The sequence below is a fragment of the Cysteiniphilum sp. JM-1 genome (genome assembly GCF_008711525.1).
Lineage (GTDB): Bacteria > Pseudomonadota > Gammaproteobacteria > Francisellales > Francisellaceae > Caedibacter.
The window spans coordinates 1-20,519 of the sequence record NZ_VXKS01000022.1; the positions used below are offsets into that span (position 1 = coordinate 1).

15 protein-coding genes are annotated in these 20,519 nt (G+C 39.2%); 14 read left to right on the forward strand and 1 reads right to left on the reverse strand.

Annotated elements, in window-relative coordinates; translation table 11 throughout:
• The first annotated feature begins 165 nt into the window (after positions 1-165).
• The 11 genes from F3D68_RS09265 (at position 166) to F3D68_RS09315 (ending at position 16,596) form a co-directional block, all read left to right on the forward strand.
• Positions 166-1,464, forward strand: a complete 1,299-nt coding sequence (locus tag F3D68_RS09265; protein WP_151194156.1) for an RHS repeat-associated core domain-containing protein — start codon at positions 166-168, stop codon at positions 1,462-1,464.
• Between the two features lie 103 nt (positions 1,465-1,567).
• Complete coding sequence (locus F3D68_RS09270) at positions 1,568-2,791, forward strand: RHS repeat-associated core domain-containing protein (RefSeq protein WP_151194157.1); 1,224 nt, start codon at positions 1,568-1,570, stop codon at positions 2,789-2,791.
• On the forward strand, positions 2,788-4,011 hold the full coding sequence (locus F3D68_RS09275) for an RHS repeat-associated core domain-containing protein (RefSeq protein WP_151194158.1): 1,224 nt from the start codon (positions 2,788-2,790) through the stop codon (positions 4,009-4,011). The genes F3D68_RS09270 and F3D68_RS09275 overlap by 4 nt, the downstream gene beginning before the upstream one ends.
• 73 nt (positions 4,012-4,084) lie before the next feature.
• A complete protein-coding gene (locus tag F3D68_RS09280; protein WP_191092781.1) occupies positions 4,085-5,332 on the forward strand; it encodes an RHS repeat-associated core domain-containing protein in 1,248 nt (415 codons plus the stop codon).
• Positions 5,333-5,470: 138 nt separating this feature from the next.
• On the forward strand, positions 5,471-6,838 hold the full coding sequence (locus F3D68_RS09285) for an RHS repeat-associated core domain-containing protein (RefSeq protein ID WP_151194160.1): 1,368 nt from the start codon (positions 5,471-5,473) through the stop codon (positions 6,836-6,838).
• A gap of 104 nt (positions 6,839-6,942) precedes the next feature.
• Positions 6,943-8,145 (forward strand): RHS repeat-associated core domain-containing protein, encoded by a 1,203-nt coding sequence (locus tag F3D68_RS09290; protein WP_191092782.1) that lies wholly within the window; start codon positions 6,943-6,945, stop codon positions 8,143-8,145.
• 159 nt (positions 8,146-8,304) lie between these two features.
• The gene (locus F3D68_RS09295) at positions 8,305-9,417 is read left to right on the forward strand and encodes an acyltransferase family protein (protein ID WP_191092783.1); all 1,113 of its coding nucleotides are present in this window, start codon (positions 8,305-8,307) and stop codon (positions 9,415-9,417) included.
• 30 nt (positions 9,418-9,447) lie between these two features.
• Complete coding sequence (locus F3D68_RS09300) at positions 9,448-11,469, forward strand: alpha/beta hydrolase family protein (RefSeq protein WP_151194163.1); 2,022 nt, start codon at positions 9,448-9,450, stop codon at positions 11,467-11,469.
• A 305-nt stretch (positions 11,470-11,774) separates the two neighbouring features.
• Positions 11,775-14,132 (forward strand): glycosyl hydrolase family 18 protein, encoded by a 2,358-nt coding sequence (locus tag F3D68_RS09305; RefSeq protein ID WP_151194164.1) that lies wholly within the window; start codon positions 11,775-11,777, stop codon positions 14,130-14,132.
• A gap of 88 nt (positions 14,133-14,220) precedes the next feature.
• Positions 14,221-15,306 carry a glutamate 5-kinase gene (gene proB / locus F3D68_RS09310; protein ID WP_151194165.1) on the forward strand — a complete coding sequence of 362 codons (1,086 nt, stop codon included), beginning with the start codon at positions 14,221-14,223 and terminating at the stop codon, positions 15,304-15,306.
• 30 nt (positions 15,307-15,336) lie between these two features.
• Positions 15,337-16,596 (forward strand): glutamate-5-semialdehyde dehydrogenase, encoded by a 1,260-nt coding sequence (locus F3D68_RS09315; RefSeq protein WP_151194166.1) that lies wholly within the window; start codon positions 15,337-15,339, stop codon positions 16,594-16,596.
• Here the strand turns inward: F3D68_RS09315 and F3D68_RS09320 are convergent.
• A complete protein-coding gene (locus F3D68_RS09320) occupies positions 16,593-17,993 on the reverse strand; it encodes a D-alanyl-D-alanine carboxypeptidase family protein (RefSeq protein WP_151194167.1) in 1,401 nt (466 codons plus the stop codon). The genes F3D68_RS09315 and F3D68_RS09320 overlap by 4 nt on opposite strands.
• A 290-nt stretch (positions 17,994-18,283) precedes the next feature.
• Here F3D68_RS09320 and greA point away from each other — a divergent pair, with 290 nt between their 5' ends.
• From greA to F3D68_RS09335, 3 genes are read left to right on the forward strand one after another with little or no spacing between them, the layout of a single operon-like run.
• Complete coding sequence (greA, locus tag F3D68_RS09325; protein ID WP_224728282.1) at positions 18,284-18,763, forward strand: transcription elongation factor GreA; 480 nt, start codon at positions 18,284-18,286, stop codon at positions 18,761-18,763.
• A 16-nt stretch (positions 18,764-18,779) separates the two neighbouring features.
• Entirely contained in the window at positions 18,780-19,673 is an 894-nt protein-coding gene (locus tag F3D68_RS09330) for a DMT family transporter (protein WP_151194168.1), read from the forward strand.
• A gap of 58 nt (positions 19,674-19,731) precedes the next feature.
• Entirely contained in the window at positions 19,732-20,517 is a 786-nt protein-coding gene (locus F3D68_RS09335) for a helix-turn-helix transcriptional regulator (protein ID WP_151194169.1), read from the forward strand.
• The last annotated feature ends 2 nt before the right edge of the window (positions 20,518-20,519 follow it).

Here is a 20,519-nt window from a genome sequence, read left to right on the forward strand (position 1 = left end):
TCATAATGCAAAGAAGCGAGGAAAAGCATTAATTTTCTCGTTGTTAGAAAACGTCCTTTGTAAAAAACTAACGGTGCAATAAGTATGAATTATAATCTCCTTGCAACACAAATAGAGCCAAAAATAAAAAAGCAAATGACGGCAAGTCATAAGAGGATGGGGTAAGTGAATAATAAACGACATCAACAAATTGTGGTCATAACTGGTTGTATGTTAGCAATGCTAACTGCTCAGATCAGTTTCGCTCAAAAGCCGTTAACATCGGGTGAAAATGATATTTATTATGTGAATAATGGCAAAAATAATAGTATAACCTTGGATAAACCAACTAATAGTAATGCAGCAGTTGCCATTCAAAGCACGACAGATTATCAAGCCTATGGTGTGCATTCTGATACGTTTAACACCAATGTAGCAACGAACTTTAGCTACAATAGTGAGTATCAGGATCCGGTCTCTGATTTAGTCTATTTAAGAGCACGTGATTATGATGCCAATACACAACGATTTATCACGCAAGATAGTGCCAATGTCTGGAATAAGTATAACTTTGCTGACAGCAATCCGATTATGAATATTGATCCAAGTGGACATATGCCAGCATGGCTTAACTATACCTTAAACATAGCAGGTTTTTTTGGAGGAATTGTTGCAGGAACTGCCGCATTTTATTTCAGTGCTGGTACAATGCCTATGATCGCTGCAGTTTTTGGGGCAGCTGCAGGTGCTACAGGTTTTGCTGCCCAAGCACTTGGGAATAACTCAGGATTGCAGACAGCGTCACTGGTGCTAGGGATTACGAGTATGGCGTTTGATCTTACTTCTGGTTTTAGTGTAATGGGGAGAGGGAGAGAGGCTAACGATCTTGATGGTATTAGATTTAATCCCAGTTTGATAGATGGGTTTAATAATGATTTGAGTGAAGGACCAATCCAAGCTGCGATACGGCAAGAGAATGACTTAAGGCAAATGAAGGCATTAAATGTATTTAGACGACACTGGTTTGCTCTGCGTGCTGATGAAAATATAACAAATAGTGGTCTTGCTTATAGATTACCTATTCTATTACAACAACGAGAAGACATAGCTACTGCAAATGAGCTAAGGGGAGTGCTTCAGCAATCCACTTCTTTAAATGATGCACTGGATTTACCTATTTCATTTCCAACTAAATTTGAGAGACTTTTTGTCAATACTAGAGCTAAATTTATTTATGATAATGGTGCATTAAATATAGTGGGGTCAAGAGGGATTTCAGATGATTACGATATTAATCTCGGAGTATTTATAAGTACTCATAATCGAATAGGAGGAGGTAGAGAGGTTTGGGTGTTACCATCAGGCATGAGAGCAAATGCCGAAATAACCCTACCCAGTGGACGCCTACTGCCATTAAGTATAGAAACAACCGAGTTTCGTGGGTGGTTTCTAGCGATTGTCGATCAGAGATATACTCAGATATAGAACAGCCTGACTGCCTTATGTAGCAGCTTGTGAAGAAATAAATATTCAAGAGTCTTTTTGAGTGCGTTGTGGTTTTTAATATAAAAACGATATTGGGTAAAATATGAGAATTAAAATAATATGGTTACTAGGCTTAATAAGCCAATTAACTTTTGCGCAGATTGTTTTAGCTAGTGACCTTTATTATCTTGGTAATGGTAAAAGCAATAATGTAACGCTAAGCTTATCATGTAATGGGGGGCTTGAAGCCAATATTCACGCCACGACCGATTATCAAGCCTATGGTGCGCATTCTGATACGCTTAACACCAATGTAGCAACGAACTTTAGCTACAATGGCGAATATCAAGACCCTAGCTCTGATTTGGTGTATTTAAGATCACGTGACTATGATGCAGGAACACAACGATTTATCACGCAAGATAGTGCCAATGTCTGGAATAAGTATAACTTTGCTGACAGCAATCCGATTATGAATATTGATCCAAGTGGACATATGCCAGCATGGCTTAACTATACCTTAAACATAGCAGGTTTTTTTGGAGGAATTGCCGCAGCTTATTTCAGTGCTGGTACAGTGCCATTGATCGCTGCAGTTTTTGGGGCAGCTTCAGGTGCTACAGGTTTTGCTGCCCAAGCACTTAGGAATGACTCAGGATGGCAGACAGCGTCACTGGTGCTAGGGATTGCAAGTATGGGTTTTGATGTCGCTTCTGGGATTTCTTCAGCAGCTGGTGGAGCAGGTGAAATCACAGGAGTTCAATTGACTGATCGTGTAGCTCAAGATTCTACTGAGACTGGAATATCACCTATAGCATCTAGTGAACAACTAGATCCTAGATCCTATAATTATTCACCTCAACGACTACGTGAGGCTGACCTTGGGCGATTAAAAGAATCTTTACATAATCAAGGCATCTCCCTCAACATAGATCGCTCGACTTTTATTCAAGAAGGTTACGCCGTCTACAATAAATACAATTATGATGCCATTGTACCATCGATGAGAACGGCAATGAGTAATGTAGAAAGTTGGCTTAAGAATGATATGAATGTAATATCTGATGAACAAAAGACTATGCTGAAAGCTCCTGAATCTAAGAATTTGTTGCTATATGATTTTACTGAACAAGCATATTTTTCTGATTTGGTTGATAGCCATATAACCAATTTGACATCATTTGTTGATATATCTGCATTCCATTCGGCTAAGGCATTTCCTCAATTGAGAGCTACAGTACTTAATTATGAAGATCCTATTTCATATTCTTTGGTCGATTTCAATGATACATCATTAGATGCTTCTTTATTTGGTGCTTCTTTATGATATCTAAGAAGCTTTTAGAGTTGAGTGCCTATTTATTTATGGTTGGAATGGCGCAGATCAGTTTTGCACAAGAATCGTTAACAACAGGCGCAAATGATATTTATTATGTGAATAATGGCAAAAGTAATAGTTTAATCTTGGATAAGCCATTCAATAGCAATGCAGCAGTTGCCATTCAAAGCACGACAGATTATCAAGCCTATGGTGCGCATTCTGATACGCTTAACACCAATGTAGCAACGAACTTTAGCTACAATGGCGAATATCAAGACCCTAGCTCTGATTTGGTGTATTTAAGATCACGTGACTATGATGCCAATACACAACGCTTTATCACGCAAGATAATGCCAATGTTTGGAATAAATATAATTTTGCTGATAGCAATCCGATTATGAATATTGATCCAAGTGGGCATTTATCTTTTGGCTCTGTATGGAAACATTCATCAACTGGACTCTTGATGACACTGGTCATGACTGGCGTTATACTCACTGGAGGATCTCTGGGTATTATTGAGCTTGCTAGCATAGGTGCTGAGAGTGTTGCGACTTCAGACGTAGCAGGAGTTGCAACAGAGAGTCTTGAAGCTGGTGCTACTGCTACTGCAGAGTCAACTGATGTAGCGGAAGAATCATCTGCAGCATTAACGCAATCTGCAAATGATGATGTTCAAGCGTCTGAAGCGGGAGTTGATACTCAACAAGCTGATATCGATGCACAACAGGATTCTGTTGTTGGTACACAGGAGCGAGGGAGTGCCGAAGCTACTAACCGAAATGAACCAAAGTTTTTTCCATGTATATCACGCAAAACCGAGTTGCGTCTTGGTTTATTTGCTGAAGCATTAAGTGCTGTTGGTGTGGCTGGCACCTATGGCAGTCATTTTTCACCATTCTTAAAAAAATACGAACTACTATGGACTATTTTAGACTATGGTGGTGGTGGCGTTGCATTTGGATTGATTAAAGGGTTGAAGGTTGCAGAATATGTTGAAAATCCTAGTGAGCCACCAGGTTGTATTTTGCGTGTAGTAAATTATGTTATGCAAAAATTTAGAATGATTTTTCCACGCAATGCTCAAACGAATTTTATTCGTTCAGCTTCTGCAGGAGTGGCGTATATGGCCGTGAAATCACCATTCCTTTTGCTGAGTTATACAGGCGCTGAGGGTCTTTATAATCTGACTAATCATGGGGAAGATTTGCCTGATTGGGTTTAGGAATCAATTTGCATAACGGTAAACAAGTTATTATTGAAAGCGTCAATAGAACTAATGGTCACGGATGAAACATATGAATAAACTACCAATTATTTCGGTAACTATCGGTATCTGTCTTATAGCATTAATAACAACACAAATAGGTTATGCTCGTATAGCACAGCCTAGCATCAGTCTCTATTATCTTACTAATGGCAAAAGCAATAATGTAACGTTAACTTCATCTTCTAACGGCAATACAACAGTTGCTATCCAAGTCACGACAGATTATCAAGCCTATGGTGTGCATCCAAATACACTCAAGACAAATGTGGCAACAAACTTTAGCTACAATGGGGAATATCAAGACCCTAACTCTGATTTGGTGTATTTAAGAGCACGTGACTATGATGCCAATACACAACGATTTATTGCACAAGATAGTGCCAATGTTTGGAATAAGTATAATTTTGCTGATAGCAATCCGATTATGAACATTGATCCAAGTGGGCATATCAGTTTAAACACTATTGGGCTGTTAATGACAGTTGTTGTATCCTTAGCTAGCGTTCCTGTTACAGATGGCACCTCGTTGATTGTGTTAGCTGAAACAGGAGCAAGTGTTTCTAATATTTTGTTTGGTATTGGTGACATCATTCAGCATAGGTACTATGCTGCAGCTGGTGATTTTGCTATGGCTATAGGCGGCATGATCGGTGTCTATTCAGCCCAAGATAGTATATTTCCATTAGGGAGAAAAGTTTTGCTATCTAAACAAGCTAGAGAATTCTCTGCCACGGAGGAAACAGGTCTAGATATCAATAGTGAAGGGTTAAAGGCTAGTGAAAAGTTAAACGATGCTAAAGTGACTAGAAGTAGTGCGGGATCAAATCTTTTATTAGGCGTTGGTTCAGGGTTGAAAACATATCAAGACAACGATGGGAATCATTTTAACTTGAGTGACTTTGCAAGATTTACATTAATCAATGGTGCAACAGGATTTGCAGGTGGTCTAATCTATGGGAGGGTGAGTCGTATAATGGGCAACAATAATAGCATGGTTAAAAAAATTGTCTATGGGGCATTAAGAACAACACTTAATGGTGCAGTTGGTATGACAGGCAATATGATTAATAGTGCAATTAATCATGATATCAACTGGACAAATACAGCAGTTAATCTTGCTGCGGCACCACTTATGGGTGCATATTCTGGATTCTCACAAACTTACTTAGGTAATTATCCCAATAGTAGGTTAGCAAAAGCGATGAGATTTACTTATCTTAATTTAAAGACACCAATATTTGGTGCTTTGCTTAGTGGAGATATATCTGAGTTATGATTGAAGTATACGTTTATTTTGCCTGTAGAAAATTAGATATAACAGGATAATCTCGTGATTGGGTTAGGTAGTATGTTTGAATAAATGTGAAACAAATCAAATTAAATTAAAAATGTCTCATATTGAACGAGGTAGGTTATGAAGTTTAGAATTCAGCTTATAAGAAAGAAGTCGATGATTAGCGGCGCTTTGTCAGTTTGGTTACCATATCTTATTATTTTAGGTATTATTGTTAGTGTTGAAAGCTCCTTTTCCAAAGAGGTTGGGATTAACAATAATAATGCAGTCAACTTATATTATGTCAATAATGGCAAAAGTAATAACCTAACCCTGACTCAGCTAACTAATGGTAATACAACGGTTGCTATAAAAGGTACGACAGATTATCAAGCTTATGGCGTGCATTCTGATACGCTCAACACAACTGTAGCAACGAATTTTAGCTACAATGGAGAATATCAAGATCCTAGTTCTGATTTGGTGTATTTAAGAGCACGTGACTATGATGCAGGAAAACAACGATTTATCGCACAAGATAGTGCCAATGTATGGAATAAATATAATTTTGCTGACAGCAATCCGATTATGAACATTGATCCAAGTGGGCATCTAAGTAAAGAAGGATGGAATACCTTAATAGGGATAACTCTGATAGGACTTGGTCTTCTTATTCCATTAGGAGCTGTCGCTTTTACCCCAGTGGCTGAAGCTACAGTCGCATCAGCAGAAGCTACAGTCGCATCAGAAGAAGCTACAGATAGTTATGTAGCTGCAACTGAGATTGCTTCAGAAACTGCTGGCGCTTCCAATGAAAGTAGTGAGACTGCTCTAGCGAATGATAGTGTCACTAATAGTGAAGAAGTTTTGTTTAAAAGTCAATCAACAAGATATGGAATAAAGTCTTATCCTGTTACTCTTGTCGGCAATGGAATACAGGCACTTATTCAGAAAAAGACAATGGCGCTAAATGCATATTTAGAAATGGGGCTTGAGGATATTGGCGGTGCTTTTGGTACCTTAGGTATGATAGACCCTAAATGGGCTAAACTTTTTGGTGCCATAGATAACGGACTTGAGGGGGTGGCGACGGCATTATCTGCTGAGACTGTTGGTGGTTCATCAATGCTTGCAGGGATACTTGGTGGATCTGCATCAGGGGGAATAAGCGGATTTGTGGGCGGTTTTTTTGTTGAGAATATGTGGAAGGAAGGTTTTTTAAAGTATGAGGTAAATGTAGGCACCAAGTTTGGTGCCTCTCTTGCCATATTTGCGGCACGAGGCGAAGCAATGGAAGTGGCAAGAGAAGGAGTAATGTCAGTACTGTCATGGAAAAATGAAATGTCTTTTAAAAATATCTTAATATCCTCTGGGGTTACCGCCGTTGAAGGTGGGGTGTTTACGGCGGCGGAACTAAATTTTCATAGCTTGGAAACTGTGCGTAGTTATGCGTTTACTTATAATGTGGGCGGGGCGGTTTTTCAGGTAGGTATTCCGTTTTTAATCTAATAAATAAGGCAACCTATCATCAGATAGGTGTAGGTAAAATGAAATCATATCTAATAAATACAATAATAGTAAGCACCCTTGCATTTTTAACCTTAGCTGGAATTGTGAAAAATAGTTTTTCCCAAGAGGTTTTTATAAGGGATGATAGTCACACTAACTTGTATTATGTAAGTAATAGTAAAAGCAATAGTTTAACCTTAGATAAGCCAGCTAATAGTAATGCAGTAGTTGCTATTCAAGGCACAACAGATTATCAAGCCTATGGCGTGCATTCTGATACGCTTAAGACAAATGTGGCAACAAACTTTAGCTACAACGGCGAATATCAGGATTCTAGTTCTGGTTTGGTGTATTTGAGAGCACGTGACTATGACGAGGGAACACAACGATTTATCACGCAAGATAATACCAATGTTTGGAATAAATATAATTTTGCTAATAGCAATCCGATTATGAACATTGATCCAAGTGGGCATATGCCAGCATGGCTTAACTACACCTTAAACGGGTTAGGGATTGCTGGTGCAATTGGTGCAATTATCGCAGGTGTTGCTAGTGGTGGTGCAGCATTGCCATTGATCGCTGCAGTTTTAGGGGGAGCTTCAGGTGCTACAGGTGTTGTTGCCGAAGCAGCTGGGAATGACTCAGGATGGCAGACAGCGTCACTGGTGCTAGGGATTGCGAGTATGGGGTTTGATGTGGCTTCTTTCGCAACAACTCCTGTAGCGGCAGTTGCTGAAACTCCTGCAGTGCCAGGTGTTGAAATTCCTGCAGTGGCAGGTGCTGAGGAAGGTGTTATACAATTTAATACACCAGATACAATTGCACAAGAGTTACAGAGGAATGAAGTTGTAATCATTGCTACAAGAGCTAGCCAAGATGGTACATATAAACACCATGCTGCATTTGATGTAGTTACAATTACTGATCGTGCTAACATGTCCATTAATGTAATCAGATATCATGTTGCTGATATACGTAACCTTACCGAGTATAAAGCTGTTACAAACTATACTCATGACTTCCTGTCAAATAAGCCAGTCGGTATTGGCTCCACAATCAGAAAGATTAATTCAGTTGAGGATTTAAATAGTAGTTATGTAAGATATTTCAATAGTAATTTCAGTTTTTATATCGTTAGGCGCCCAGTTGGCGAATTTAAAAGAGTTTTTAATTTAGTACAAAGTGATTATCTTAGTCAAAATAGACCTTTTTACGCTGAGGTTATTCAAGATGGCTTTAATCCATCAACTGACGTATGTAGTTGCAATACGTTCGTTGATGATATCTTAGAGCGTTTAAGATAGAGAGTAAAGTTTGCCCTACCTGTGGGTAACTATGTTGTAGCCAGAATCTTCCCTTTGCCATTTGGCTGCTTTTGGGATGTATAATATACCTCTAAAATGCCGCTGCATATTTAATATGCTCAAAGTGTGTGGAAGTAACTATAAATGAAAGGAGTATATGTGTCTGCAATAGCAACTAACAAGCGATTAGATTATTTAGATAACCTTAAGTGGGTATTGATTTTTATGGTGATTGCTCATCATACGTGTATTGCTTTTGGCGGACCAGGTGGTGGTGGCTATTATTGGGTGCCGGCATCAAGCAAGTTGTCAAAGGAAGTATTCCTAGTTTATTTAACCTTTCAGCAGTCATTTTTTATGACGTTATTTTTTGCGATTTCATCCTATTTTTTACTGCCTGCGCTATTAAAGAAAGGCAATAAGGTGTTTCTTATTGATCGCTTGAAGCGCTTAGGAATTCCATTATTATTTATGGTTTTAGTTTTTGTGCCCATTATGAATTTATGGCGTGAGTATTTATATGCCGAGCCTCTTCATTTTTCAATCAATCTCCTAGATGTAGATCAGCTTTGGTTTGTAAGAACCTTATTAATATTCACAGTGTTTTTCTTGATTTATCATAGAGTGTTTGCTGCGAAAAAAGATGTTCAGCACTCAGTGGATCGACCATTAACTCATAAAAGGATATTGAGCTTTATTATATTGTTGACGGTTGTACAAATTGTGGCAATGTATACTATTCCGATGATTATGTCGCCACATACACTTGGGATAGTCATGCCTTTTTTCAGTGCAAGTGGGTTACCTGATATGATGATTTATATATTTTTCTTTGGCCTTGGGATAAAGGCTTGGAAGGAAAATTGGTTGGCGTCACTCACTGTGAAAATAGCATTGCCATGGTTTGCTGGAGCGGTGGTCGTTTTTGTCGCTGCAGTGATCTTTCATGTGTTTGGCTATGATCATGTCGCTACTGTAATTATTAATGTTGTAGGTAGACCTTTGATTTGCTCTGGCATATGCCTTTTCTTAATTGTACTGTTTAAAACATGCTTTAACAAACACAGTTGGTTAACTAAAAACCTCGCCTTAGCAGCTTATACGGCTTATATTTTGCAAAGACCTTTTATCACAGCTGCAACGCTAATAGTAGCAAAGCTTCATCTAGGTTCTATTACAAGCTTTTTTATTGCGGCAGTTATTGCGATTGTCAGCACTTTCTTTGTGTCACATTTCATTCGCCAACTTCCGGTTTTGCGCAAAATATTGTAATCTACAGCGTAAATTCTACTGGAGTGATTCATGCTTAGAAAAATTGCACTATGTGCTTATTTGAATATCGTTGGCATCATGCCGATATATGCACAAATGGCTGATGTTAATATACCTAAAAAGTCAATGCAGCCATTAACAGCTGAGGCATCATTATCACAACCTTGGTTTGGGTTTGTGTCACCTTCAGATGATGCTAAAGAGGCAGTTTATATACAGAAGAAAGGTGAAGAAAACAAAAAAACGGGTAAGTGGCAGTGGCGTTATCAGCTTTTTTACGTCAAGCATCTTGATGCTAGCGCTATGACAGCCGCGCAAAAGCTTTTTAATTTTAATTTTAATGTATTGAGTGTCTCTTGGTTTCCAGATGCACGTAAGTTATTGCTTGTTAAAGAACAGCATGATCAATTAAGCCTGTGTGTTTACGATGTGAAGCTTAACAAGTTATACCCACTACAAATGCCTGTGCAAGAATTAGTAAGCTATCAAATTTCACCCAATGGGCAAATGATCGCTGTGAGTGTGCATGAGGATAAGCGTGATAATTTTTCGGTACTCGATCCAGCGACAATGTATGCAGGTAATAAACTTTATGTGTTAATGCTGTCAAAAGATCAAACGCATGTTCAAAGCATTAAAGCGTTAAGCCAGTCAGGTGATTATGTGATAAATGATCGTTTGACGTGGTTAAAAGATAATAGCGGTATTATCTTTGTTAGTGTACATTCATTGGCGCCAGAGCGCTCAAGAAAGCGCGCGATTAAAAGTGTTGATTTAGCAGGGCATGTGATGAGCTTAACAAAAAGTGAAGCTTATTATGATCAGACAGTTTTATCACATGACGGTCAAAGTCTTGCCTATTTTTATAATCAATTGCCAAAAGGCTATCAATATGCGGATTACCTTCTAAGATACAGCAATCAACTGTGTATTTTGAATTTAAACGACCATAAACAGCGATGTTTAAAGCCTTTGTTTGAGGGTGGTGCCGAGTTACTCTCATGGGATCAAAAAGATGAGAATCTGTTGATGGTGCAAGATGATCATTTAACGAAGCGTCTTGTCAAAGTTAATATCAAGACATCAGATACTTTGCCTCTGAACCGTGATGAATCAGTTGTAAGCCCTGTTATTAACAACCAAGCAACAGCGATCGGCTATATGCAAATGAATAGCAATAAAGCGCCTGAAGCAGTCGTTAGTCGTTTAGATGAGTTTTCACCAGAAGTGATCAATCCGCAAAGAAAACTGCCTTATGCATTAGGGCAAACAGAAATAATCCATTGGATTGGTAGCAATAAGGAAAGTATCGAAGGCTTTGTAACATACCCGCCAAACTATAAGAAAGGGCAAAAATATCCACTGATTGTTGCGGTGCATGGCGGACCTGCTAATCATTGGTGGGGCAGCTTTATTGGCTCCCCTCATACGCTAGATACACCTTTTTGTGTGGGCTGTATGGCGGCAGAAGGTTATGTAATCTTTAGACCGAATGTGCATGGTAGTACGGGCTATGGCGTGCCATTTATGGCATCTAACTATCAGAAAATTGGGCAAATTGACTTGGAGGATATTACTCTTGGTGTTAAGCATTTAATCGCCGAGGGGATTGTTGATCCTAAGCATATTGGCATCTGGGGTTGGAGTTATGGTGGCTTTCTTGCGGCAGTAGCAATGGAGCGTGAAAGTCTTTTCAAAACGGCAGTCGATGGCGCTGGAGTCAATGATTTGGTGAGCCTTGAGGGTACTTCGGATTATCATACACTGACTTATCTTATGGGGGTGCCTTTTTGGCAAGATGCTAAACCTTGGGTAAATATATCACCGATTTTACATGTGGATTCAACTCACGGTAGCATATTGATTCAAGGGGGTGATAGAGATAGTGAGGTGCCGCTTAGTCAATCGTTAGAATTATATTATGCTTTAAAACAAGCGCATAAAAAGGTCTCACTAAAAATCTATCGTGATCAAGGGCATGAGTTCTCAGATCCTAATCAGCTATTAGCAGGGATGAAAGATACGGTAAATTGGTTTCGGGAAAATCTCTAAATACCTAATGTATATAAAAATCTGGTGCTGATGCAATTAAAGAACAACAAATATCAGAAACCATGATGATAAATTTTAAAGTTTTTTGTGATACCCCTGCCATTTGGACTCTGTTGGCGCAAAAAATAGTTATTTATACTGTTTCGCAGTGGAGAGTATCACGTTTTCTCAAGGGAATGAGGCATTTAAAAATATGATTATTAGGTGATTATTGGCATGCTAATTTTGCGAATTGCGCTTTAGTGATATTTTTAAATTTTAGCAAGATAGGAAATTTATATAACCTAAATGTAAGGACTATAATAATGATAAAAAAACTGTTAAACCGTAAATTAATATTGGCATGTGCCAGTGTCTTAACTTTGCCGATATATAATCATGCAGCTAGTAGATATTATTCAACAGCAGCAGCAAAAAAAGATCTTGATGGCCTAAAACTCATTAGCTGCTCGGGAGGGGATAGTTATTTTAATGCAAACTATATCAATACAGAGAATAAAGCTTTGGGGCTTGATGGTGTTCAAATAAGTTACCCATCACCATCTGTGTTAAAGGCTCAGCAAATACATGTTTTAGCAGGAGGAAAGGTTATAGATACCCCAGAGCCATTATATCAAGACGGTGTTGTTGAAATGGTGCCGAATTTTGCTCAAGAAACCTTAAGCCCTAACGGGGTTTTAAGTATTACTGTAGTTGCTGCTTGGCCTGCATTTAATATACCTTCAGATCTATGTGATCATTTAACTTTATCACGGGGGAAGGCAAGTACGGGTAATATCAGTATTCATAATAAAACCTTAAAGCCAGTCGGAGCAAGTGGCAACCCGAACGTGGAGATTGATAAAAAAGATGGAAGTAAATTAGGTGATTATATAGTGCCTTGGGGTGAAAATTTTGGCGTCAACAATATAGTCCCTGGGGAATATACGATAAAAGCGCCAGTTTATATAGTTGACAATTCACATGTTTACGCTGCAAATGTTAGCCCAGCAATCTTAACCGTATTGAAGGGTGAAACCGTTGAGGCTGATGTTAGTTATAGTTTGCTAGCACTTGATGGAAAAATAACATTGCAAGCACATAAACCTCAAGCACTCCAAGGTTATAGTGAAAATCCAGTCGTCACATTAACTGATACGGATACAAAAAGTTTACTTACAACAAAGACGGTACGCTGGGATGAGGTCGCTTCCATTGATGGTTTAATGGCAGGTGATCATTATACGCTTTCAAGTAGTAATATTGTCTATAATCAAAATCTATGTTCTGCAAGCTTTTCTCCTGCATCAATCACAGCTTCTAAGAGTGGAAGCAGTGTGTCATTAACTTATCAATGTCAACCTATTCCTACGGCTTTGGCAGAGGTAATGGTTAATGGTGCGCCTAAGACGCAATCTAGTGTTAATGTCCACTTTACGCCTGAGGATACCGCGCGATACAAAAGTATTACTCAAGCAGTTAAACTTGTGGATGGTAAAGGTAGTGCAAAAACTGGGGCAAGTTTTGCTGTTGGGCAAACTTATAATATTTCAGTTGATGGTATTGCAGGCTATACGCCAGATATTAATCCAGCCAAAATAAAAGTGACTAAAGATGGATTTAAAGAACAAATTACTTATGCTAAAGCATCTGATCAGGTAAGGGTTGGTTATTTGCCACAATCATCTGTGGGACCAAAGGCAAATATGAATGTTAAAATATCCGATGCTGTCAAAATGGGTTACAACATGATTATTGTTGCCTTTGGTGAGGACAAAGCAACTGCAGACATGCAGTATACTTTCAATGTTTTTCAAGCTTATAATGGTTGGAATCCTATAGATGACAAAGTCAGACAAACGATTCTTGATGACATTAAATCTGCTAAAGGAAATGGACTTAAACATGTTCTTATTTCGGTGGGTGGCTCCGCTAATACGTTTACCTTAGCTTCATCACAGACTGAATTGCAAGAGCAGGCTGGTAAAATATGGACGTTCTTAGAAGCAAATGGTTATGATGGTATAGACTTTGATCTTGAATCAACATTTAATGGTGATAATTTACATACGTTGATTGGCTATCTTAAGTCTGATGCACAAAAAGCAGGGAAGAGTATCATCATTACAGCAGCGCCGCAATTAAATATGGTTGGAGATGGTTCAGCTGCATTGGTATCCACTGCAGTCAGTCAAGATTATGATGCCGCAATTAAGGCAGGTGATTTTGATTATCTTATTATTCAGGAGGGCTTTACGGCAGGTTATACAATAAATGGTACGAGTGAGAAAGACCCTGAATTTGGTATTAATAGCTATCTTTATTTAACCCATCAATTAAAGTTAAGCACAGGCAATCAAAATGAGGCACCTGTCACAAAGCCATTTGCATACACTATTCCTGCTAATACTAAGCTTTTGATAGATCCATTGGCTGGACCTAATTCTGTGGCACCTGCAACAAATACTATATGGCATGTTTGTGATGCTGAGTCATTGCAATGTCCAGACGATTTATGGAGTAAATTAAAAGCAAGTTATACGCAATTAAAAACAGAGTCACAATTTGGTGGACCCGCTGTATGGGATATAAGTCATGATGCGTATAATCAGTGTGCGTTTAGCATGAATATTAGTCCTATATTTGGGATCAGTCAAGGAGACATTGTTTGTCCTAAGATATAGCAAATTGGTTTAGGCAAAATCTGTAACCCGTGGCAGAATAATAAGCAGTTATAACTTGGAAAGTTAAGAGCACAAGAGCTTATTATCTATGAATTTAAGTGGCTACAAACGCATAGTGATTAAAATCGGCTCATCGCTGTTAGTTGATGATAATTACGAAATCAGAAAAAAGTGGCTTGAAAGTTTAATCGCTGATATTGATCAGTTATACAAACAAGGCATTGAAATCATTATTGTCTCATCGGGTGCTGTGGCATTGGGGCGTAAGGTGCTTAACTGCATGGGGCGTAAATGCACCCTAGCGGAAAAGCAAGCCGCTTCAGCGATTGGGCAAATTAAGTTATCACAAGTCTATCAATCACAATTTGCAGCCTTTGATATTCATAGCGCACAAGTGCTATTGAATATCGATGATATTGAAACGCGTCAACGCTATGTCAATGCGCAAAATACCTTGGAAACGCTGCTTAGATTTCGCGTAATTCCGATTATCAATGAGAATGATACCGTAGCCACGACTGAGATTAGCTATGGTGATAATGATCGTTTAGCCGCGCGTGTTGCGCAAACGATCAATGCCGATTTGTTGATTTTATTTTCAGATATCGATGGACTATATACCGCTAACCCAAATATGGATAAAACAGCCCAGTTTATTAAAAGCGTTGATGTGATTAATGACGAGATCAAAGCGATGGCAGGAGAAAGTCATACCAAGATTAGCTCAGGTGGTATGATCACTAAAATTCTAGCTGCTGAGATTGCGGTTAATAATGGTTGTAATATGCTGATTTGTAATGGCAAGGCACTTAAGCCATTAACAAGCTTACAAAACACGGGACGATTTACGTTGTTTAAGGCGCAAAAAATTGATCAAAGTGCTAAAAAGCGCTGGCTGGCGCATCATGTGAAACATAGTGGTGCGCTTACTATTAATGAGGGGGCACTGCGCGCACTACGTCTTGGTAAAAGTCTGTTAACTGTTGGTGTGATTGAGTGTGTCGGTAATTTTAAAGCAGATGATGTGCTTACGATAAAGGATGAGCAAGGCAACACAGTAGCAGTTGGTGTGGCAATGTTGCATGCAGAGGTATTAAAGCAGGTACTATTAGCTAAAAGTTATACGCCAGAGACAAAAGTGATTGTTCATCGCAATAATATGGTATTGGTTTGAGAGAGAATTCAGTTTTAGGAGTTAAGATAAGTGGTAAATGAATATCAGGCAATAGAAACACTGTGCAAACAAGCTAAACAAGCAACATATCACTTGGCGTCAAGCACGAACGATATGCGTAATCAAGCATTGTCATTAATCGCTGATGAGATTGTGCACAATACGGATAATATTCTAAAAGGCAATGCCAAGGATATTGAAAATGCAACGGCAAAGGGCTTAAATAAAGCCATGCTTGATCGCTTATTGTTAACGCATGAGCGAATTGTCGCGATGAGTGATGGCTTGCGTGAGATTGCAAAACAACCAGACCCACTTCATTGTGTGCTATCACATGTGCAAAGACCAACAGGACTTGATATCAAAGCAGTCAGTGTGCCACTAGGTGTCATTGCAGTCATTTACGAGTCACGTCCAAATGTCACCGTTGATGCAACTGGACTGTGTTTAAAATCGGGCAATGCCGTAATTTTAAGAGGTGGTAGCGAGAGCTTTTATTCAAATCAAGCGATTATGCGCGCAATACAGATGGGATTGGCAAAGTCAGAGATTGCCAGTGATGCCGTACAAATGCTGCCAACTCAGGAAAGAGCTGCGATCGAGTATCTGGTAGCTCAAGAGCAATATCTTGATGTGGTTGTGCCACGTGGTGGGCGTGCGTTGATTGAATATTTGACAAAGCATAGTAAAGTGCCTTTGTTTAAGCACTTAGATGGGATATGTCACACCTATGTCCATCATGCAGCTGATTTACGCAAAGCACTTAATGTGTGTGTCAATGCCAAAATGCGTCGCCCTGGCATTTGTGGCGCAACAGAGACGATTTTATTGGATCGACAGTTGCCAATTGAGCATATTGAAGCACTATTAACCGCATTGGATAAAGCAGGGTGTGTTCTGCGTCTTGATCAGGATTTGTGGCAGCAATTTTCACAATATGAAAAAGCAACAGAGTCTGATTGGTCAACGGAGTATTTAGACAGTATCGTCTCAATCAAGCATGTTGATGATGTTGCAGCAGCAATTGAGCATATTAATCATTACGGCTCACATCACACCGATGCGATTTTGACCGAAGATCAAACAGCTGCACAATTTTTCATGCAAAATGTTGATAGTGCCGTCGTGATGCATAACACCTCAACGCAATTCTCAGATGGTGGAGAATTTGGCATGGGCGCTGAGATTGGGATATCAACAGGCAAGCTTCACGCTCGAGGACCTGTTGGCATTAAACAATTAACCACATTTAAATATCAAGTAGTGAGTGATGGCAGTGTACGTGCTTAAGCAAACCACAAAGACACAGTGCCCTTAATGCGTTGCCATAATGAGCCAGTTGCATCATCTTTTAATGCAACGACTGGGAATGTCTCAATGGTTTTGCCTTTATAAACCATATCAACACTTCCAGCATCAGTGCCTGCTGTAACTGGTGCAACAAGACCTTTAGGGTTCTTGTGTAATACAAACTGAATATCTTTGGCATCGATATAGCTTGGGAAGCTAATTGCTACGGGTTTTTGCACACCGATATCGACGGTGTCACTCTCGCCTTTGTAAATGCGGATATTGCCTAAGGCGTAATTAGCTGGATAGAACGTTTTCGTCTGGAAGTTAGAAAAACCATACTCTAGTAATGTCTGGCTATCACGAGCGCTTTGCAAAAGGCTGGTTGAACCAATAACTACAGAGATTAAGCGATCATGATCAGGCTTCACTGCTGAAGACACAAGCGAGTAACCGGCAGAGTCTGTTGAGCCTGTTTTGATACCATCAGCATAAGGATAAATATCTAATAATTTGTTGTAATTACGGGTAACAAAACCATTCATGCTAACACTAGACATTTTGTAGTAATGATAGTATTGCGGGTAGTCATAAATAATATGTTGCGCAAGAACAGACAAGTCACGCGCTGTCGTGTATAAGTTAGGGGCTGGTAAACCCATAACATCACTAAAATGCGTGTTATTCATGCCTAGTTTCTTCGCTGTGAAGTTCATAATATTGACGAAACCTTCTTGTGTACCGGCAAGCGTCATTGCTAAGGTGACTGCAGCATCATTACCTGAGGCAACAATGGTGCCTTCTAGTAAGTCCTGGATAGTCACTTCTTGGGCTGCTTTTAAATGCATGCTTGATCCTGCGGTATGCCAAGCAATGGCAGGAACTTGTACTTTTTGATCAAGCTTGATGCTACCTGCAGCTAGCTTCTGCTCCACGATATAAAGTAACATCATCTTGGTTAACGAGGCAGGCGCAATACGCATGTTGGCATTTTTCTCAGCTAAGATATTACCTGTTTTAGCATCAATCAGTAGATAGCTTTTAACATTAAGCATTGGCGGTGTAACAATTTGATTGTGCCAGATCGCAGTTGCCGGTGTAATATTCGGTAATACCAAATTCGCAGGTGCAGGTGGTACTTGCACCTCAAGTGGAACATTGGCACTGGATGAAACTGCACCATAGGCATTAAGTGGCACACCCATATAATTAACAGATGTCGCGCCATAAGTATTAGGTTCATTTTGTGCCGCGGGTTGCGCTACTTGTGTTGTTTGTGTTGATTGTGTTTTTTCTGCTGTTTGTGCTTTTACTGCATCTTGAGCAAATGACAGTTGCGTGGCTAGCAAAGCGATAGAGGATGCTGCAATCAAAGAAATTTTTTTAATAGTAAACATGTTATTACCTATTATGTTGACGTTTGAATTTATAGTGACATTTCAATGCAGTCATTATACTGATCTTAAAAGTCTTTTAAACATAAATACGGCGAAACTTAGCGATTGATTTTGATCCGATGGATAGACATTTTAGAAATTGCAAACAAAGCACGCTTCGGTATAATACATGCCAGTGAATAAAAGATGAGTAAAAGAGTTGAACAATGCCTAGCATGTTGCATGCTGGGCGTTTTTTATTATTTAGATTTAAAGTAAAGACTAAAAGATAAAAGAATTAAGGATAAAAAATGGCAGTACGAATTCCAATGACTGTTGCCGGTGAAGCGGCGTTAAAAGCAGAGTTACAAGATTTAAAAAGTGTTCAGCGCCCAAAGGTGATTGCTGCAATCGCTGAAGCACGTGAGCACGGTGATTTAAAAGAAAATGCCGAGTATCATGCCGCACGTGAGCAGCAGAGCTTTATCGAAGGGCGCATTCAAGAGCTTGAGGCGAAGCTTGGCAATGCGCAAGTGATTGATATTGCTAACATGACTAATAATGGCAAAGTGATCTTTGGTGCGACGGTTACCTTGATAAATATTGATAGTGATGAAGAAATAACCTATCAAATCGTCGGCGAAGATGAAGCGGATATCAAATACAATAAAATCTCATTAAGCTCACCATTAGCGCGTGGGCTCATTGGCAAAGAAGAGGGTGACGAAGCCAATATCGCAACGCCTTCAGGTGTGGTTGATTATGAAATTGTGACGGTTGAATATCGATAAGGTGTGATCGTTAGCAATGAATTATATTTTACTGTTATTTATCGGGGTTATCTGGGGTGGTCAGTTTGTTTTAATCGACTTCTCGTTAGCCAATTACACGCCTGAGCAGCTTGCTTTATTACGAACATTTTATGCCGCAGTTTTTTTGATTGTCTTTTGTTTGGTTGCCAAAAGAAAACGCTATAAAAGAGACCTTAAAACATGGTCTAAAGTTGCAGCAATTGGTGTGCTTGAAGTGGTGATTCCATTTACTTTGGTGATGTGGGGGCAACAATCTGTTTCAGGTAGTATGGCATCGATTTTGATGGGCACGATTCCATTTTTCACGATTATCTTAGTGTTGTTAACGCGTGTTGAGCGCGCAACAAAAGCTAAGTTTGTCGGCATGCTCATTGGCTTTATTGGTTTATTGGTTTTATTTGCGCCTGATTTAATGACAACAGGGCTATCAAGCGCATTATTGCCACAATTAGCGATTATGCTTGGCGCTTTATCGTTTGCTAGTGCGTTAATCATTATCAGAAGTTTGCCCAATGAAGATGCATTTTTGCTATCACGTGATGCGTTTATCATTGGTACGATAATTATGCTTGGCATAAACCTTGGCAATGGCTCGCTACAAGGTATGCACTTAGCCCTACATCCTTTTATTGCATCGATTATCTTAGGTGTGTTTTGCTCGGGGTTGGTTTATGTGCTGTATGTCAGTTTAATTAAACGTGCAGGCGCTGGGTTTTGCTCATTATCGAACTATCTTGTGCCTTTATTTGGCAGCGTGCTTGGTGTCATCATTATGGGCGACCATATTAGTATCAACATGATATTCGCTTGCTTGTTGATTTTATTATCTATTGCTGTTGAGCCAATATTGAGCCTGTTAAAGCGCCAAAGTCGCGCAAATGCAAGCTGACATTAACACACAGTAAGCTATACTTGGTCGCACGGACACTGAAAATGAATTTCAGTTTATGAGAAAACATGTCATCACTTCGTTGCTAAAAATACAAGAAGAAGACCTTGAAGCGATGCTCTATGATAGTGCCACTAATGCGGCAATTATCAGGCAAATTTTAGATATTATTTGTGAAGATACGATTAGTACCTTAACGTGGGTACGGCGTTTTGAGGCAAACCAATATGCGATGATTACAAGCTTTACTAAAGCGTTGATTAAGCCCTATCTTGAGTTTGACTTATGGCGTTATGACCCCTCAATCATCCCTAAGCAAACCAATGTATTTAAAGTATTTAGCTATGATGAACTAACCTGTGATCAGATGAAACATAAGCTGATCACTCAAGATGCGCATAATATCGTGCTGTATATTGTGAGGTGTTATCACAATTATACGGATCATTTTTCATTTGATATCAATGCGGATTATTTTAATCAGCTAACATTTGAGGATAAAACCAAGCTTTATCAGTGTTTGACAGACTGTATTGATCTATTGATGAGTGTGGTGCGATTTCATACCTTAATTGAAATTAAGGACTTTAGTGATAACACCGTAATGCCTGATATCGTGCGTTTACCTGAGAGTTTACAGCAGCGCTTGAAATTGACAGATTTGAATGTCGAGTATTTACGCTTTATTGCCACGGGTGCCACGGCGAAAGAGATTGCGATGCATGCGGGGCGTTCCTATCGCTCAGTGCAGGGCAGTATTGCCAGTTTGTGTGAGAAACTGAATTGTCAGAATAAGAATCAACTGATTAGTCTAGCGCGAATTATTACCAGCTATATAGAGTAATG

What these genes read in the sequence shown, in the direction of transcription:
- F3D68_RS09275 (WP_151194158.1), top strand. Translation starts at nt 2,788, where the DNA reads ATGATATCTAAGAAGCTTTTAGAGTTGAGTGCCTATTTATTTATGGTT.
- F3D68_RS09305 (WP_151194164.1), top strand. Translation starts at nt 11,775, where the DNA reads ATGATAAAAAAACTGTTAAACCGTAAATTAATATTGGCATGTGCCAGT.
- F3D68_RS09285 (WP_151194160.1), top strand. Translation starts at nt 5,471, where the DNA reads ATGAAGTTTAGAATTCAGCTTATAAGAAAGAAGTCGATGATTAGCGGC.
- F3D68_RS09300 (WP_151194163.1), top strand. Translation starts at nt 9,448, where the DNA reads ATGCTTAGAAAAATTGCACTATGTGCTTATTTGAATATCGTTGGCATC.
- F3D68_RS09320 (WP_151194167.1), bottom strand. Translation starts at nt 17,993, where the DNA reads ATGTTTACTATTAAAAAAATTTCTTTGATTGCAGCATCCTCTATCGCT.
- F3D68_RS09330 (WP_151194168.1), top strand. Translation starts at nt 18,780, where the DNA reads ATGAATTATATTTTACTGTTATTTATCGGGGTTATCTGGGGTGGTCAG.
- F3D68_RS09280 (WP_191092781.1), top strand. Translation starts at nt 4,085, where the DNA reads ATGAATAAACTACCAATTATTTCGGTAACTATCGGTATCTGTCTTATA.
- proB (WP_151194165.1), top strand. Translation starts at nt 14,221, where the DNA reads ATGAATTTAAGTGGCTACAAACGCATAGTGATTAAAATCGGCTCATCG.
- greA (WP_224728282.1), top strand. Translation starts at nt 18,284, where the DNA reads ATGGCAGTACGAATTCCAATGACTGTTGCCGGTGAAGCGGCGTTAAAA.
- F3D68_RS09270 (WP_151194157.1), top strand. Translation starts at nt 1,568, where the DNA reads ATGAGAATTAAAATAATATGGTTACTAGGCTTAATAAGCCAATTAACT.
- F3D68_RS09335 (WP_151194169.1), top strand. Translation starts at nt 19,732, where the DNA reads ATGAGAAAACATGTCATCACTTCGTTGCTAAAAATACAAGAAGAAGAC.